This is a genomic window from Halomonas heilongjiangensis, assembly GCF_002879645.1.
In the GTDB taxonomy this organism is placed as follows: domain Bacteria; phylum Pseudomonadota; class Gammaproteobacteria; order Pseudomonadales; family Halomonadaceae; genus Halomonas; species Halomonas heilongjiangensis.
This window is the reverse complement of record NZ_PNRE01000044.1, coordinates 44,484-60,150: the sequence shown is the minus strand read 5'-3', so window position 1 is coordinate 60,150 and position 15,667 is coordinate 44,484. Positions and strand designations below refer to the sequence as shown.

Below are 15,667 nucleotides of genomic sequence, written 5' to 3'. Positions count from 1 at the left end.
GTCTACCGCACCATCGGCGATGAGCGCCGAGCTCCACGGCAGCCTCCCGGATGCCGACTCAATCCCTCGGTGGCAACAGGTGCGCCAGCTGCCACTCGCCCAGCCGCTCGTTCAGGTGGCGGCGCACCGCGGCGGGGCTGTCCAGGCGCAGGGTCTCCTCGACCAGCTGGCGAGCGGCCTCCAGCGGCACCCGACGAATCGCAGCACGCACCCGCGGCAGGCTGGGGGCGTTCATCGACAGCGAATTGAATCCCATGCCCATCAGCAACAGGGCACCGGCCGGGTCGCCGGCCAGCTCGCCGCACACCGAGATCGGCATCCGCAGCGCGGCCGACTCCTCGGCGAGTCGCGCCATGGCCGACAGCACGGCCGGGTGGCAGGCGTCGTAGAGCCCGGCGACCCGCGGATTGTTGCGGTCCACCGCCAGCAGGTACTGGGTCAGGTCGTTGCTGCCCACCGAGAAGAAGTCGACGCGCTCGGCCAGGGCGTCGAGCTGGTAGAGGGTCGCCGGCACTTCCAGCATCACTCCCACCCTGGGGCGATTGACCGTGACCCCCTCCTCGCCCAGCTCGAGAATGGCCCGATCGAGCAGTTTCAGGGCGTCGTCGACCTCGTCGACATTGGTGACCATGGGCAACAACACCTGAAGGTTGTCGAGCCCCTGGGAGGCACGCAGCATGGCGCGCAGTTGCACCATCAGCACCTCGGGATGGTCCAGGGTGACACGGATGCCGCGCCAGCCGAGGAAGGGGTTGGCCTCCTCGATGGGAAAATAGGGCAGGTCCTTGTCGCCGCCGATGTCCAGGGTGCGCATCACCACCGGCAGCGGTGCGAAGCTCTCGAGCTGCTCGCGGTAGAGCCGGGTCTGCTCCTGCTCGCCGGGAAAGCGTTCGGTGATCATGAACGGCACTTCGGTGCGATAGAGCCCCACCCCGCCGATGCGACTCTTCAGCGATGCCGCGGCCTCCACCGCCAGGCCGGTGTTGACCATCAACGGCATGTCATGGCCGTCCGGGGTGCGGCTCGGCAGGTCCTGCTCGTGCTCGAGCACCTCGGCCAGCGCCCGCTCCTCGTCGATCAGGCTCTGATAGTGGCTTTCCAGCTCGGCGCCGGGGCTCACGAAGAGCCGCCCGCGATGCCCGTCGAGCACCACCCGGGCACCGCCCAGCCGCGGCAGCGGCAGGTCGACCATGCCGAGCACCGTGGGAATGCCCATGGCCCGGGCGATGATCGCCACGTGGGAGGTGCTCGAGCCGCTCACCGAGACCAGCCCGGCCAGCTTGTCGCGGGGCACCTCGCCGAGCATCGCCACGCTGATCTCGTCGCCGACCAGGATGGTACTGTCCGGATAGACGTCGGGGGTCTGGGGCGTCTCCTCCTGGAGGTGCGCCAGCACCCGGCGCCCCAGGTCGCGCACGTCGGCGGCCCGTTCGCGGAGATAGTCGTCGTCGACCCGCTCGAGGTACTGCACATGGCGGCGCACCACATCGGCCAGCGCGCCGGGCGCCCACTGCCCCTCGCGGATGCGCTTGACCACCTCCTGGGAGAGCGCCGCCTCGCCCAGCATCTGCTGGTAGACCTCGAACAGCGCCAGCTCCTGGGCCGAGATGCGGTTGGCCAGGCGTTCACCGGCGGCGCGGATCTCCTCGCGAACCCGGCCGATGGCCTCCCTGAGCCGGGTGATCTCGTAGTCGACATCGGTGGGAATCAGATCCGGCACGCTGTTCAGGTCGGCGGGCGGGGCGATCACCACCGCCTCGCCTATCGCCATCCCCGGCGAGGAGGCCACCCCGGTGAACATCGCCTGGCCATCGAGGCTCGGCCGGGTGAGGCTGCCGGTGGCCAGGGCGTGGGCCAGCACCCCGGCCAGCTGCGCCGCCATGGTGACCAGGAAGGCCTCGTCCTCCTCGTCGTAGCGGCGCTTCTCGGCCTGCTGCACCACCAGCACGCCGAGTGTGCGGCGCTGATGGATGATCGGCACCCCGAGGAAGCTGGAGTAGCGCTCCTCGCCGGTGGCCTCGAAATAGCGGAACTGGGGATGCGCCTGGGCGTCCTCCAGGTTGAGCGGCTCCTCGCGGCTCGCCACCAGGCCCACCAGCCCTTCGCCCCTCGGCAGGGTCACATGCCCCACCGCCTGGGTACGCAGGCCGATGGTCTCCATCAGCACCAGTTGGTCGAGCTCGGCGTCGTGAAGATAGAAGGAGCAGACATCGGTACGCATCGCCTTGCGGATGCGGCGCACCATCGTCGACAGGGCCACGTCCAGGTTGCGAGCCCCGTTGACCTCCTGAATGATGCGGCGCAAAACCTCGAGCATCGGCGTCCTGGTGTCCATTCGTTGTTCTCTCTCGCCTTGCCGGGGAGTTCACTGACCTTGTCAGACCCCGGCTGCCGCCACGGTGTTCCTAACCATGGCCAAGAGCCAGCCGCTGGGCCCGCGGGGACAACTCCCGCAGGGCACGCCGGTAGACTTCCCGCTTGAAGGGTACCACCTGTCCGAGGGGGTACCAGTAACTGACCCAGCGCCAGCCGTCGAATTCCGGCTTGGGAGAGCCATCCATGCAGATCCGGTGCTCCTGGCAACGAATCCGCAGCAGGAACCACTTCTGTTTCTGGCCGATGCAGACCGGCCGTGAGTTGGTGCGAATCATGCGTCGCGGCAGGCGGTAGCGCAGCCAGCCCCGGGTGCAGGCAAGGATCTCGACGTCATCGGCGGTGAGGCCGATTTCCTCGTGCAGCTCACGAAAAAGTGCCTGTTGCGGTGTCTCGTTCGCCTTGATGCCTCCCTGGGGAAACTGCCACGCATTCTGCCCTACCCGACGCGCCCAAAGCAGCTGCCCCTGTTCATTGGCAATGATGATGCCAACGTTGGGGCGAAAGCCGTCAGCGTCGATCACGGGCTTCACCTTATGAATCCACAATTGGAACCATTCTTCCACAAGGCCACGAAGCGCATCAATACGCTCTGCGTCGCATGCGGGACGACTCGCGGCCGGAGACCGCTTCTGCCATAATCGCCGGCTTTCGCACTTGACCGATACCGACTTGTCGATAATCAATGGGGAGTTGCCGTGAGCCTGGCCATCTTCGACCTGGACAACACGCTGCTGTCGATCGACAGCGACCATGCCTGGGGCGAGTTTCTGCTGGAACAGGGCGCCGTGGACCCGGTGGCCTACCGGGAAGCCAATGATCGTTTCCTGGCCGACTACGAGGCCGGCACCCTGGACATCCACGCCTTCCTCGAGGTGGCCCTGAGGCCCCTCGCCGAGCACAGCCCAGAGCAGCTCGCCGCCTGGCACCAGCAGTTCATGGCCAGCAAGATCGAGCCGCACATCCTGCCCAGGGGCGAGGAACTGGTGGCCCGCCACCGCACCCGTGGCGACACCCTGATGATCATCACCGCCACCAACCGCTTCATCACCGGCCCCATCGCCGAACGCCTGGGGGTGGACGAGCTGATCGCCGTGGAGCCCGAGATCGTCGATGGCCGCTATACCGGCAGGGTCAGCGGCGTCCCCAGCTATCGGGAAGGCAAGGTCGAGCGCCTCGAGCAGTGGCTGGTCGACAAGGAGCTGACCCTCGACGGCGCCTGGTTCTACAGCGACTCCCACAACGACCTGGCGCTGCTGGAACTGGTCGACCACCCGGTGGCGGTGGATCCGGATCCCACCCTGCGCGAGGTGGCCGAGCAGAAAGGCTGGAAGATCATCAGCCTGCGGGACTGATCCGGGCTTCGCCCGGCTCAGAGCTGGAAGCCGGAAGCTTAAAGAGCGGCGCTTCGCGCCTGGCAGCTGGAAGGTCCGGCTTCGCCGAGGCCTGGTAAGCGCCCACATATGAAGAAACCCCGCTCAGGGTGAACTGAGCGGGGTTTCGTTCTTCCAGCTTCCAGCTTCAGGCTTCGAGCTTACCCAAGCAGATGCTCGACGGCGGCGCGCTCCTGGCGCAGCTCGTCTTCGGTGGCCTTCATCTTCTGCTTGCTGAAGTCGTCGAGCGCGAGGCCCTGGACGATCTCGTAGGCGCCGTTCCTGCACACCACCGGGTAGGAGTAGATGATGCCCGGCTCGATGCCGTAGCTGCCGTCGGCCGAGATCGCCATGCTGACGACGCCGCTGCTGCCCAGCGCCCAGTCACGCATATGGTCGATCGCGGAGGAAGCCGCAGACGCTGCAGAAGACGCACCACGGGCCTTGATGATGGCGGCGCCGCGCTGCTGCACGTCGGGGATGAAGGTGGTCTCGTACCAGTCACGCTCGACCAGCTCGGCGGCGGGCGTGCCGGCGACCTTGCAGTGGGCGATGTCGGGGTACTGGGTGGCGCTGTGGTTGCCCCAGATGATCATGCCTTCCACGTCGGTGACGTGCTTGCCGGTCTTCTGGGCCAACTGGGTCAGCGCACGGTTGTGGTCCAGGCGGGTCATGGCGGTGAACTGGCCCGGGTTCAGGTCCGGCGCATTGCAGGAGGCGATCAGGGCGTTGGTGTTGGCCGGGTTGCCGACCACCAGCACCTTGACGTCGCGGCTGGCGTTGTCGTTCAGGGCCTTGCCCTGGACGGAGAAGATCGCCGCGTTGGCTTCCAGCAGGTCCTTGCGCTCCATGCCCGGGCCGCGCGGACGGGCACCGACCAGCAGGGCGTAGTCGGCATCCTTGAAGGCGACGTTGGCGTCGTCGGTGGCGACGATGTCCTGTACCAGCGGGAAGGCGCAGTCGTTGAGCTCCATCACCACGCCGTTCAGGGCCTCCAGCGCCGGGGTGATCTCGAGCAGTTGCAGGATCACCGGCTGGTCCTTGCCGAGCATGTCGCCGGAGGCGATGCGGAAGGCCAGCGAGTAGCTGATGTTGCCGGCAGCGCCGGTGATGGCAATACGGACGGGCTGTTTCATGGGTGCTCCTTCGGTTGTCGCCGTGAGGATGAGCCTGGCGGGAGCGGTGCCCGCCCCGGCCGGGATTCGAACCGCCAAGATGGTATGCCTGCAGTGCACAAAACTCAATGCGACGTGCGACTAGGGCGGCCCGGCGGCCTCGCGCCCCCCGGCTCGAGACACCCCCACCGCCACTGAGCTATCCTGTGTCGATTCTCCACGCCATCGCCACCCGAACATCGTGCCGAACCAGGGAAGGTCCGAATGTCTCGCCGTCTCCCTCCGCTTTCCGTGCTGCTGGCCATCGGCCTGGTACTGCTGCTGCTGCTGTGGCTCGCGCTGGGCGACCAGGAGCGGTTCCGTGAAACCGCGCCCCCCGCCGAGGAGGCCGAGGCGGTGGCGCCGCCACGGGTCGAAGTGGTCGAACGCCGGGCCGAGGAGCACTCCCCGCGACTCGTGGTACAGGGCCAGCTCGAGGCCCACCGCGAGCTGGAGCTGCGCGCCCGCCAGGCCGGGCGGGTGGCGGCACTGCCCGTGGCCCTGGGCAGCCAGGTCGAGCGTGGCGAGGTGCTCCTCGAGGTCGCCGGGGACGAGCTGCCCGAGCGGCTCGAGCAGGCCGAGGCGGAGCTCGCCCTGGCCCGGGCGGAGCTGGCCGGGGCCGAGGACCTGCGCCGGCGCGAACTGATATCGAACATCGACTACCTGCGCCTGCAGAGTGGCGCCGCCCGCGCCGTGGCCGAGGTGGCCGCCCTGCGCCGCCAGCTCGACGAGACCCGCCCGGTCGCCCCCTTCGATGGCGTGCTCGACCGCCTCGACGTGGAGCCCGGCGACCTGTTGCAGGTCGGCGAGAGTTGGGGGCGCCTGGTCGACGACACCCGCCTGATCGCCAGCGGCTGGGTCCCCCAGCGGCAGGCCCCGGGCCTCGCGCCGGGGCTGGCCACCGAGGTGCGCCTGCTCGACGGCTCGCACCTCCCGGGCGAGCTGACCCATGTGGCCAGCCGTGCCGACGAGAGCACCCGCAGCTTCCGCATCGAGGTCGCGACGGACAACCCCGAGCGACGCCGCCTGGCCGGCGCCAGCGCCAGCCTGATCGTCACCCTGCCCGAGCGCCGGGTCCACCGCCTCTCACCGGCCCTGCTCGAACTCGACGAGCAGGGCCGGCTGGCGGTCAAGCATCTCGACGATGACGACCGCGTGCGGCGCGATCGCGTCGAGCTGGTCGACGCGGATACCCGTGAGGCGCGGGTCGCCGGCCTGCCCGAGCGGGTGCGGCTGATCACCCTGGGCGGCGGCTTCGTCGCCCCCGGCGACCGGGTCACACCGGCCCCCGCCGAGACGATGCCGGAAGCGGAAAGCCCCCTCGCCCCCCCGGAGCCACGCTGACATGCGCGGGTTGATCGAGGCGGCACTGGACCGCTCGCGTACCACCCTGCTGCTGCTCGCCGCGCTGCTGCTCGCCGGCCTGGCGGCCTGGCAGGCCGTGCCCAAGGAGGCCAATCCCGACGTTCCCATCCCGCTCATCTACGTCTCCCTGACGCTCGAGGGGGTGAGCCCGGAGGATGGCGAACGCCTGCTGGTGCGCCCCATGGAGCAGGAACTGCGCTCCATCGAGGGGCTGCGCAAGTTGACCTCCCAGTCGAGCGAGGGCCACGCCTCGGTGATGCTGGAGTTCGATGCCGGCTTCGACCCCGACCAGGCGCTCACGGACGTCCGTGAGCAGGTCGACATCGCCCGGGCCGAGCTCCCCGGCGAAGCCGACGAACCGCGGGTGAGGGAGATCAACGTAGGGCTCTTCCCGGTGCTCTCCCTCGGCCTCTCGGGCCCCCTGGAAGAGTCGCAGCGGCTGGCCGTGGCACGCCGCCTCGAGGAGGAGATCGAAGGCATCGCCGGGGTGCTCGAGGTCGAGATCGGCGGAGAGCGCGAGGACCTGCTGGAGATCGTCGTCGACCCCCTGGTGCTCGACAGCTACGGGGTCGACTTCGACACCCTGTTCAACATGGTCAACCGCAACAACCGCCTGGTGGCGGCGGGCAGCCTCGACACCGGGGCCGGCCGCCTGGCGCTCAAGGTGCCCGGGGTGATCGAAAGCCTCGAGGACGTCATGGGCATGCCGGTGAAGGTCGACGGCGACCGGGTGGTGACCTTCGGCGACGTGGCCTGGATCCGCCCCACCCTCAAGGATCCCGAGGGCTTCGCCCGCATCGACGACCAGCCGGCCCTGGTGCTGGAGATCACCAAGCGCGCCGGTGCCAATATCATCGCCACCATCGACCAGGTGCGCGACCTGCTCGACGAGGCCACCGCCCTGATCCCCGGCGAGCTCGAGATCACCACCATCATGGACCAGTCCGAGACCGTCGAGCAGATGCTCTCGGAGCTGCTAAACAACGTGCTCACCGCGGTGGCGCTGGTGCTGGTGGTGATACTGGCCGCCATGGGAGTTCGCTCGGCGCTGATGGTGGGGCTGACCATCCCCGGCGCCTTCCTCACCGGCATCCTGCTGATCTGGGCGATCGGCTATACCCTCAACATCGTGGTGCTGTTCTCGCTGATCCTGGTCGCCGGCATGCTGGTCGACGGCGCCATCGTGGTCAGCGAGCTGGCCGACCGCCACCTGCGCCAGGGCCAGGCCCCACGGGATGCCTGGGTCAACGCCGCCGCGCGCATGAGCTGGCCGGTGGCCGCCTCCACCGCCACCACCCTGGCGGTGTTCGTGCCGCTGCTGTTCTGGCCCGGCGTGGTGGGCGAGTTCATGAAGTATCTGCCGGCCACCGTGATCCTCTGCCTGCTCGCCTCGCTGGCCATGGCGCTGGTGTTCCTGCCCACCCTGGGAGGGGTGTTCGGCGTCCGGGCCTCGCGGGCGGTCCGCGACGACGAGATGGTCACCGCCGGCGGCCGGCTCTACCGCCACCTGCTGGCCCGGTTGCTGGCCAGGCCGGGGCTGACCCTGCTGATCGCGCTGCTGCTGATGGCACTGATCTACACGGCCTATGCGCGCTTCAACCACGGGGTCGAGTTCTTTCCCAGCGTCGAGCCCGACAATGCCCAGGTGCTGGTTCGCTCCCGCGGCGACTTCTCCGCCGCCGAGAAGGATGCCGTGGTACGGCGGGTCGAGACCCGACTCGCCGGCATGAGCGAGGTCGAGGCCCTCTATGCTCGCTCCTTCTCGGCGCCCGACGAGCAGCTCGGTGCCGATGTGATCGGGGTGGTGCAGTTCCAGCTGGTCGACTGGCAGGAGCGCCGGCCCGCCGCCACCATCCTCGCCGAGATGGCCGAGCGTACCCGGGGCCTGCCCGGGGTGGTGCTGGAGTTCCGCGAGCAGGAGATGGGGCCGGCCGCCGGCAAGCCGATCGTGCTCGAACTGAGCGCCCACGATCCGGCCCTGGCGAGCCAGGCCGTGGAGGCACTGCGCGACACCATGATCGAGCTGGGCGGCTTCCGCGACATCGGGGACAACCGCAGCCTCCCCGGGGTCGAGTGGCGAGTGCGGGTCGACCGGGAGGCCGCGGCGCGTTTCGGCACCGACGTGACCACCATCGGCAGCGCCGTGCAGCTGATCACCACCGGCCTGCAGGTGGCGAGCTATCGCCCCGCCGGCGTCAACGACGAAGTCGATATCCGGGTGCGCCTGCCGCAGGGCTCACGCTCGCTGGACCAGCTCGGCCGGCTGACGCTCAACACCAGCCGCGGGCAGGTCCCGATCTCCCACTTCGTGACCCTGGAGCCGGCGCCCAAGGTGGGCACCCTGCACCGCATCGACGGCCGCCGGGCGATCACCCTGGAGGCCGACGTGGAAGAGGGGTATCGCCCCGACGAGCGCCTGCGCGCCCTGCTCGATGCCATGGGATCGCCGCCCGAGGGGGTCATCGTCAACGTGGCCGGCGAGCAGGAGGACCAGCAGGAAGCGATGCAGTTCCTGATCACCGCCTTCCTGGTGGCCATCTGCCTGATGGCGCTGATCCTGGTCACCCAGTTCAACAGCCTCTACCAGGCGGCACTGGTGCTCTCGGCCATCGTCTTTTCCACCGCGGGGGTGCTGCTGGGCCTGCTGGCCAATGCCCAGCCCTTCGGCATCGTCATGGTGGGGATGGGTATCATCGCCCTGGCGGGAATCGTCGTGAACAACAACATCGTGCTGATCGATACCTACAACCAGCTGCGCGGCGAGGGGCTTCCCCCCTTCGAGGCGGCGCTGGAGGCCGGCGGCCTGCGCCTGCGTCCGGTGCTGTTGACCGCGATCACCACGGTGCTGGGGCTGATGCCCATGGTGCTCGAGGTCAACGTCAACCTCTTCGCCCCCAGCCTGGGCATCGGCGCCCCCTCGACCCAGTGGTGGACCCAGCTCTCCAGCGCCATCGCCGGCGGCCTGACCTTCGCCACCGGGCTGACGCTGCTGCTCACCCCCTGCATGCTGGTGCTGGGCGCCCGGTTTCACCGGTAGCTGGAAGGCAGCATAAGCTTGCCTCATCCCATAGCAAACACCCCCGTAGCACTGCTACGGGGGTGTTTTTTTCAAGCTTCAAGCTTATGGCTTACTGCTCCCGGCGGAGCCGGGTCAGACCCGGGTCTGGGCCCTGGCCTCGCCGCGGGCGGCATCCGGGGCATGGGCCGCATGCAGGCGGGCGATCAGTTGATCCTCCAGGACGAAGCGCTCGGTGAGCCCCTTCACCAGGCGATCGATCCAGGCCGGGAGCCGCGCCAGGTTCTGCTGGCACCGTACCGGGCTCTCGTAGTCGGCATCGAAGGCCAGTACCAGCTCGGTGGACATGTCCAGCCGCTCCAGCAGCTTGTCGGCGATGCCCAGCGCCTCATCGTCATCGAAGGCCCTGGCCTCTTCGCGCAGTTGGGGATAGATCTCGAAGTGACCCGCACTGATGTAGTCCATCAGCAGCTCGCTGAAGGTGTCGATGCGCGACTTGCTCACCGCCTCGAGCTCGACATCGCAGGCCTCCTTGAGGTCGAGGAAGTTGACCAGCAGCTCGCGCCGCTCGTCCAGCCAGCGGTCGATCAGCTCGTGCACACCCCCCCAGCGCTCGAGCGCGGTCTTGCAGTCTTCCAGCATGGGCGCCTCCCTAGCTCGATGATGCCGATGGCGTCGTCCGCCCGGCCGTCGAATCCACAGACTCACCCCTGCCGGGGCCGCTGTCAATCCTGTTCCTCGTAGTACCCGGTCGCCGGACGGAACTCATCCCCATGCGACGCCATGCGGCGCCGATGGCCCAGTCGGTCGGGATATACTTCAAGCTTGAAATTTCATACTTGAACTATCCACGAGGCGCGCCTAGGCTGCAAGACAGGCACCAGAACAACAACCTCACCTGCGGATGATCACGCCCATGAGGATAGCCTGTCTCGGTGGAGGCCCCGCGGGTCTCTACTTCGCCATCAGCATGAAGTGCCATGATCCTGCCCACGAGATCGTGGTGATCGAGCGCAACCGCCCCGACGACACCTTCGGCTGGGGGGTGGTGCTTTCCGACGAGACCCTCGACAACCTGACGCGCAACGACGCGCCGAGCGCCGAACGGATCCGCGAGCACTTCGCCTACTGGGACGACATCGCGGTGATCCACCAGGGGGTCAGGACGGTCTCCACCGGTCACGGCTTCTGCGGCATCGGCCGCCGCCAGCTGCTGATCCTGCTCCAGCAGCGCGCCCGGGAACTCGGCGTCGAGCTGCGCTTCGAGACCGACATGCCGGCGGAGGCCATCGACGACCTGCGCCACGAGTTCGACCTGGTGCTGGCCGCCGATGGCCTCAACTCGCGCACCCGCCAGGTCTATGCGCAGCACTTCGAGCCCGACATCGAGGTGCGTGCCTGCAAGTTCGTCTGGCTAGGCACCCACCAGACCTTCAACGATGCCTTCACCTTCATCTTCGAGAAGACCGAGCATGGCTGGGTGTGGGCCCACGCCTACCAGTTCGATGCCGACACCGCGACCTTCATCGTCGAGTGCAGCGAGCCCACCTGGCGGGCCTTCGGCTTCGACGCGATGAGCCAGCAGGCGTCCATCGCCGTCTGCGAGCGCATCTTCGCCGACCATCTCGGCGGCCACGCGCTGATGAGCAACGCCCGCCATATCCGCGGCTCGGCGTGGATCAACTTTCCGCGGGTGCTCTGCGCGCGCTGGAGTCACGAGAACGTGGTGCTGATGGGCGACGCCGCCGCCACCGCCCACTTCTCCATCGGCTCTGGCACCAAGCTCGCCCTGGAGAGCGCCATCGCGCTCGCCGACTACCTGCACAGCGAGCCCGACATGGCCGCCGCCGTCGCCCGCTACGAGGAGGAGCGCCGCCTCGAGGTGCTGCGCCTGCAGTCGGCGGCACGCAACTCCACCGAGTGGTTCGAGCAGGTCGAGCGCTACCTGGACCTGGACCCGGTACAGTTCAACTACTCGCTGTTGACCCGCTCGCAACGCATCAGCCACGAGAACCTGCGCCTGCGCGACCCGGCGTGGCTCGCGAGCGCCGAGCGCTGGTTCCAGGCCCGGGCCGGCAATGAGGGCTCGCGCCGAGCGCCGATGTTCGCCCCTTTCCAGCTGCGCGGACTGACCCTGGCCAACCGGGTCGTGGTCTCGCCCATGGCCCAGTACAAGGCCGTGGACGGCTGCCCCACCGACTGGCACTTCGTGCACTACGCCGAGCGGGCCAAGGGCGGCGCCGGCCTGGTCTACACCGAGATGACCTGCGTGTCGCCCGAGGGGCGCATCACCCCCGGCTGCACCGGCTTCTATGCCCCCGCCCACGAGGCCGCCTGGCAGCGGCTGTGCGATTTCGTCCACGCCGAGACACCGGCGAAGCTCTGCGCCCAGATCGGCCACTCGGGCCCCAAGGGCTCGACCCAGCTCGGCTGGCAGGAGATGGACGCGCCGCTGGCCGACGGCAACTGGCCGGTGATGGCCGCCTCCGCGGTGCCCTGGTCGCCGCGCAACCAGGTACCGAGGGCGATGGACCGCGCCGACATGGACCGGGTACGCGACGAGTTCGTCGCCGCCGCGCAAATGGCCGAGCGGGCCGGCTTCGACATGCTCGAGGTCCACGCCGCCCACGGCTACCTGCTGTCGTCGTTCATCACCCCGCTGACCAACCGCCGCGACGACGACTACGGCGGGTCGCTCGACAACCGCCTGCGCTTCCCGTTGGAGGTGATCCGCGCGGTGCGCGAGGCCTGGCCCGCGGAGAAGCCGCTGTCGGTGCGTATCTCGGCCACCGACTGGGTCGGCGACGAGGGGGTGACGCCCGATGAGGCGGTGGCGATCGCCCGGCTGTTGAAGGGCGCCGACGTCGATATCGTCGACGTCTCCGCCGGCCAGACCTCGACCCGGGCCGAGCCGGTCTACGGGCGCATGTTCCAGACCCCCTTCTCGGATCGCATCCGCAACGAGACCGGCATGGCGACCATGGCGGTGGGCAACATCTACCAGGCCGACCACGTCAACTCGATCCTGATGGCCGGGCGCGCCGACCTGGTCTGCCTGGCCAGGCCCCACCTCGCCGATCCCTACTGGACGCTGCATGCCGCCGCCGGCCTCGGCGACGGTGAGTGCCACTGGCCGGCACCCTACCGCGCCGGCCGCGACCAGCTCCAGCGCCTGGCCGAGCGCGGCGAGGGCTGGACATGAGCAATGACATGAACGCGAGCGAGATGCAGGGCAAGCGCGTGGTGATCACCGGCGGCGGCAGCGGCATCGGCGCCGACATGGCGCTGGCCTTCGCCCGCGCCGGCGCCGAGGTCGTCATTACCGGGCGCCGCGACGCCCCGCTCGCGGCCACCGCGGCGCACCATCCATCCATCCACCCGGCCGTGGTCGACGTCACCGACGAGGCCGCCATGGTGGCGCTGTTCGAGGGCCTCGGCGAGGTCGACATCGTGATCGCCAACGCCGGGGCCGCCGAGAGCGGCCCGCTGGCTCGCACCGATCTCGAGCAGTGGCAGCGCCTGCTCGACGTCAACCTCACCGGCGTGTTCCTGACCCTGCGCGAAGGGCTCAGGCACCTGCGCGACGGCGGCCGGCTGCTCGCCGTGGCTTCCACCGCCGGGCTCAAGGGCTACGCCTACGTGGCGCCCTACTGCGCCGCCAAGCACGGCGTGGTCGGCCTGGTGCGCGCCCTGGCCCAGGAGACCGCCGGGCGCGACCTCACCGTCAATGCCCTCTGCCCCGGCTTCACCGACACCCCGCTGCTCGCCGCCAGCGTCGAGACCATCGTCGCGCGCACGGGCCAGTCGGCCGAACAGGCGCGGGCCCATTTCCAGTCCACCAACCCCGCCGGCCGCCTGATCCAGCCCGCCGAGGTGACCGCCACGGCGCTGTGGCTCTGCGGCCCCCACAGCGGCGCCATCAACGGCCAGGCGATCTCGATCTCGGGAGGCGAGACATGACGGTCCCGTTGCCGAAACAGGAAGCCTCGAGCAAGGAGCGCCTGCGCCTGTGGCTGCGGATGCTGCGGGTGACCCGCCAGGTCGAGGCCGAGCTGCGCGAGCGGCTGCGCCTGGAGTACGACTCCACCCTGCCGCGCTTCGACGTCATGGCCGCGCTGCAGCGCGACCCCGACGGCCTGAAGATGAACGAGCTGTCGCGGCGCCTGCGGGTCTCCAACGGCAACGTCACCGGCATCGTCGAGCGACTGGTCGACGACGGCGCCGTCGAGCGTATCGCCCTCGAGGGCGACCGCCGCGCCACCCTGGTCCGCCTGACCGCGGCCGGGCGCCGGGCCTTCGCCGAGATGGCCACGGCCCACGAGGGCTGGATCAACGCCCTGCTCGATGGGGTCTCCGAAGACGATGCCCATCACATCGGCGAGCTGCTGCACCGCTTGCCGGCCGACACGGGAGAGACGACATGAACCTGGCCGACCTGGCGCCCCGCCACTTTCTCTGGCGCATGGAGGGCGACGTGGCGATCATTCGCCTGAACCGCCCCGAGCGCAAGAACCCGCTGACCTTCGACAGCTATGCCGAGTTGCGCGACACCTTTCGCGACCTGGTCTACGCCGAGGACGTCAAGGCGGTGGTGATCGCTTCCAACGGCGGCAACTTCTGCTCCGGCGGCGACGTGCACGAGATCATCGCCCCGCTGGTCGGGCGCGACATGAAGGGGCTGCTGGAATTCACCCGCATGACCGGCGACCTGGTCAAGGCGATGCTCCAGTGCACCAAGCCGGTGATCAGCGCCGTGGACGGCGTCTGCGTCGGCGCCGGGGCGATCATCGCCATGGCCTCGGACATCCGTTTCGCCACGCCCCGGGCCAGTACCGCCTTCCTCTTCACCCGGGTGGGGCTTGCCGGCTGCGACATGGGCGCCTGCGCCATCCTGCCGCGCCTGATCGGTCAGGGCCGCGCCGCCGACCTGCTCTACAGCGGCCGCAGCATGAGTGCCGAGGAGGGCCATCAATGGGGCTTCTACAATCGCCTGGTCGAGGCCGAGAGCCTCGAGGCCGAAGCCATCGCCTATGCCACCCGCCTGGCCCGGGGGCCCACCTTCGCCCACGGCATCACCAAGACCCAGCTCAACCAGGAGTGGTCGATGAGCCTGGAACAGGCCATCGAGGCCGAGGCCCAGGCCCAGGCGATCTGCATGCAGACCCGCGACTTCGAGCGCGCCTACCGCGCCTTCGCCGCCAAACAGAAGCCGGTCTTCGAGGGGGATTGATGAGCGACACGAGTTTTCTCGACTGGCCCTTCCTCGAGGCGCGCCACCGCGAACTGGCCGATGAACTCGAGGCCTGGTGCACCGCCGAGCTGCCCCGCGACCACGGCGACGTCGACGCCGCCTGCATCCGCCTGGTGCGGGACCTGGGGCATGCCGGCTTTCTCGAGTTGACCGCCGGCGACGCCATCGACGTGCGCAGTTTGTGCCTCGCCCGCGAGACCCTCGCCCGCCACGACGGCCTGGCCGACTTCGCCTTCGCCATGCAGGGGCTCGGCACCGGCGCCATCAGCCTCTTCGGCACTCCCGAGCAGAAGCAGTGGCTGGCGCGCACCCGACGCGGCGAGGCACTGGCCGCCTTCGCGCTCAGCGAGCCGCGCTCCGGCTCCGACGTGGCCCAGCTCGACACTTTGGCCGAGCGCGACGGCGACGGCTACCGCCTCAACGGCGAGAAGACCTGGATCTCCAACGGCGGCATCGCCGATCTCTATACCGTGTTCGCGCGCACGGGTGAGGGGCCCGGCGCCAAGGGGCTCTCCTGTTTCCTGGTGCCGGCCGATACCCCGGGCCTCGAGATACGCGAGCGGCTGGAGACGATCTCCCCTCACCCGCTGGCGCGGCTCGGCTTCAACGACCTGCGCCTGCCGAGAAGCGCCCTGATCGGCGAGCCTGGCCAGGGGTTCCGGATCGCCATGGCGGTGCTCGACGTCTTCCGCGCCACGGTAGGCGCCGCTGCGTTGGGCTTCGCCCGCCGTGCGTTGGACGAATCTCTCGACCGCGCCAGAAACCGCGAGCTGTTCGGGGCGAGCCTGGCCGAGCTGCAGATGGTCCAGGGCCACCTGGCCGACATGGCGCTGGACGTGGACGCCGCCGCCCTGCTGGTCTATCGCGCCGCCTGGACCAAGGACCAGGGGGCGGCGCGGATCACCCGCGAGGCGGCCATGGCCAAGCTCTACGCCACCGACCGCGCCCAGGAGGTGATCGACAAGGCGGTGCAGCTCCACGGCGGCGACGGGGTGCGCAAGGGGCATATCGTCGAGAGCCTCTATCGCGAGATTCGCGCACTGCGCATCTACGAGGGCGCCTCGGACGTGCAGAAGGTCGTCATCGCCCGCCGCTGTCTAGCCGAATAGGAAACCACAACGACACGCCAGATACC

General features: G+C 69.1%; 12 protein-coding genes. 8 read left to right on the top strand and 4 right to left on the bottom strand.

Annotated features, from left to right (window positions below):
* Positions 1 to 58: 58 nt before the first annotated feature.
* Together ptsP and C1H66_RS10105 are read right to left on the bottom strand one after the other, a co-directional pair.
* On the bottom strand, positions 59 to 2,317 hold the full coding sequence (ptsP, locus tag C1H66_RS10110) for a phosphoenolpyruvate--protein phosphotransferase (RefSeq protein WP_102627766.1): 2,259 nt from the start codon (positions 2,315 to 2,317) through the stop codon (positions 59 to 61).
* 88 nt (positions 2,318 to 2,405) lie between these two features.
* Positions 2,406 to 2,897 carry an RNA pyrophosphohydrolase gene (locus C1H66_RS10105; RefSeq protein WP_102627765.1) on the bottom strand — a complete coding sequence of 164 codons (492 nt, stop codon included), beginning with the start codon at positions 2,895 to 2,897 and terminating at the stop codon, positions 2,406 to 2,408.
* Between the two features lie 174 nt (positions 2,898 to 3,071).
* Between C1H66_RS10105 and C1H66_RS10100 the strand changes: the two genes are divergently transcribed.
* Positions 3,072 to 3,728 carry a histidinol-phosphatase gene (locus C1H66_RS10100; RefSeq protein ID WP_102627764.1) on the top strand — a complete coding sequence of 219 codons (657 nt, stop codon included), beginning with the start codon at positions 3,072 to 3,074 and terminating at the stop codon, positions 3,726 to 3,728.
* A gap of 179 nt (positions 3,729 to 3,907) precedes the next feature.
* On the opposite strand, the gene C1H66_RS10095 is transcribed toward C1H66_RS10100, so the two are convergent.
* Positions 3,908 to 4,882: a malate dehydrogenase gene (locus C1H66_RS10095; protein ID WP_102627763.1), complete on the bottom strand. Its 975-nt coding sequence runs from the start codon at positions 4,880 to 4,882 to the stop codon at positions 3,908 to 3,910.
* 243 nt (positions 4,883 to 5,125) lie between these two features.
* Here C1H66_RS10095 and C1H66_RS10090 point away from each other — a divergent pair, with 243 nt between their 5' ends.
* Together C1H66_RS10090 and C1H66_RS10085 are read left to right on the top strand one after the other, a co-directional pair.
* The gene (locus C1H66_RS10090; protein ID WP_102627762.1) at positions 5,126 to 6,244 is read left to right on the top strand and encodes an efflux RND transporter periplasmic adaptor subunit; all 1,119 of its coding nucleotides are present in this window, start codon (positions 5,126 to 5,128) and stop codon (positions 6,242 to 6,244) included.
* A gap of 1 nt (position 6,245) precedes the next feature.
* The gene (locus C1H66_RS10085; RefSeq protein WP_102627761.1) at positions 6,246 to 9,302 is read left to right on the top strand and encodes an efflux RND transporter permease subunit; all 3,057 of its coding nucleotides are present in this window, start codon (positions 6,246 to 6,248) and stop codon (positions 9,300 to 9,302) included.
* 114 nt (positions 9,303 to 9,416) lie between these two features.
* Here the strand turns inward: C1H66_RS10085 and rsd are convergent, their stop codons facing one another.
* Positions 9,417 to 9,923, bottom strand: coding sequence for a sigma D regulator (gene rsd, locus C1H66_RS10080; RefSeq protein ID WP_102627760.1), 507 nt, complete (start codon positions 9,921 to 9,923; stop codon positions 9,417 to 9,419).
* Positions 9,924 to 10,197: 274 nt separating this feature from the next.
* On the opposite strand from rsd, the gene C1H66_RS10075 reads away from it, so the two are divergent.
* The 5 genes from C1H66_RS10075 to C1H66_RS10055 are packed head-to-tail and all read left to right on the top strand — an operon-like array spanning position 10,198 to position 15,641.
* Complete coding sequence (locus C1H66_RS10075; protein ID WP_102627759.1) at positions 10,198 to 12,483, top strand: bifunctional salicylyl-CoA 5-hydroxylase/oxidoreductase; 2,286 nt, start codon at positions 10,198 to 10,200, stop codon at positions 12,481 to 12,483.
* Entirely contained in the window at positions 12,480 to 13,241 is a 762-nt protein-coding gene (locus C1H66_RS10070; protein WP_240618266.1) for an SDR family NAD(P)-dependent oxidoreductase, read from the top strand. Before C1H66_RS10075 ends, C1H66_RS10070 begins: the two co-directional genes overlap by 4 nt.
* The gene (locus C1H66_RS10065; RefSeq protein WP_102627757.1) at positions 13,238 to 13,705 is read left to right on the top strand and encodes a MarR family winged helix-turn-helix transcriptional regulator; all 468 of its coding nucleotides are present in this window, start codon (positions 13,238 to 13,240) and stop codon (positions 13,703 to 13,705) included. Before C1H66_RS10070 ends, C1H66_RS10065 begins: the two co-directional genes overlap by 4 nt.
* Entirely contained in the window at positions 13,702 to 14,511 is an 810-nt protein-coding gene (locus C1H66_RS10060) for an enoyl-CoA hydratase family protein (protein WP_102627756.1), read from the top strand. Before C1H66_RS10065 ends, C1H66_RS10060 begins: the two co-directional genes overlap by 4 nt.
* Complete coding sequence (locus C1H66_RS10055) at positions 14,511 to 15,641, top strand: acyl-CoA dehydrogenase family protein (protein ID WP_102627755.1); 1,131 nt, start codon at positions 14,511 to 14,513, stop codon at positions 15,639 to 15,641. The genes C1H66_RS10060 and C1H66_RS10055 overlap by 1 nt, the downstream gene beginning before the upstream one ends.
* Positions 15,642 to 15,667: the final 26 nt, after the last annotated feature.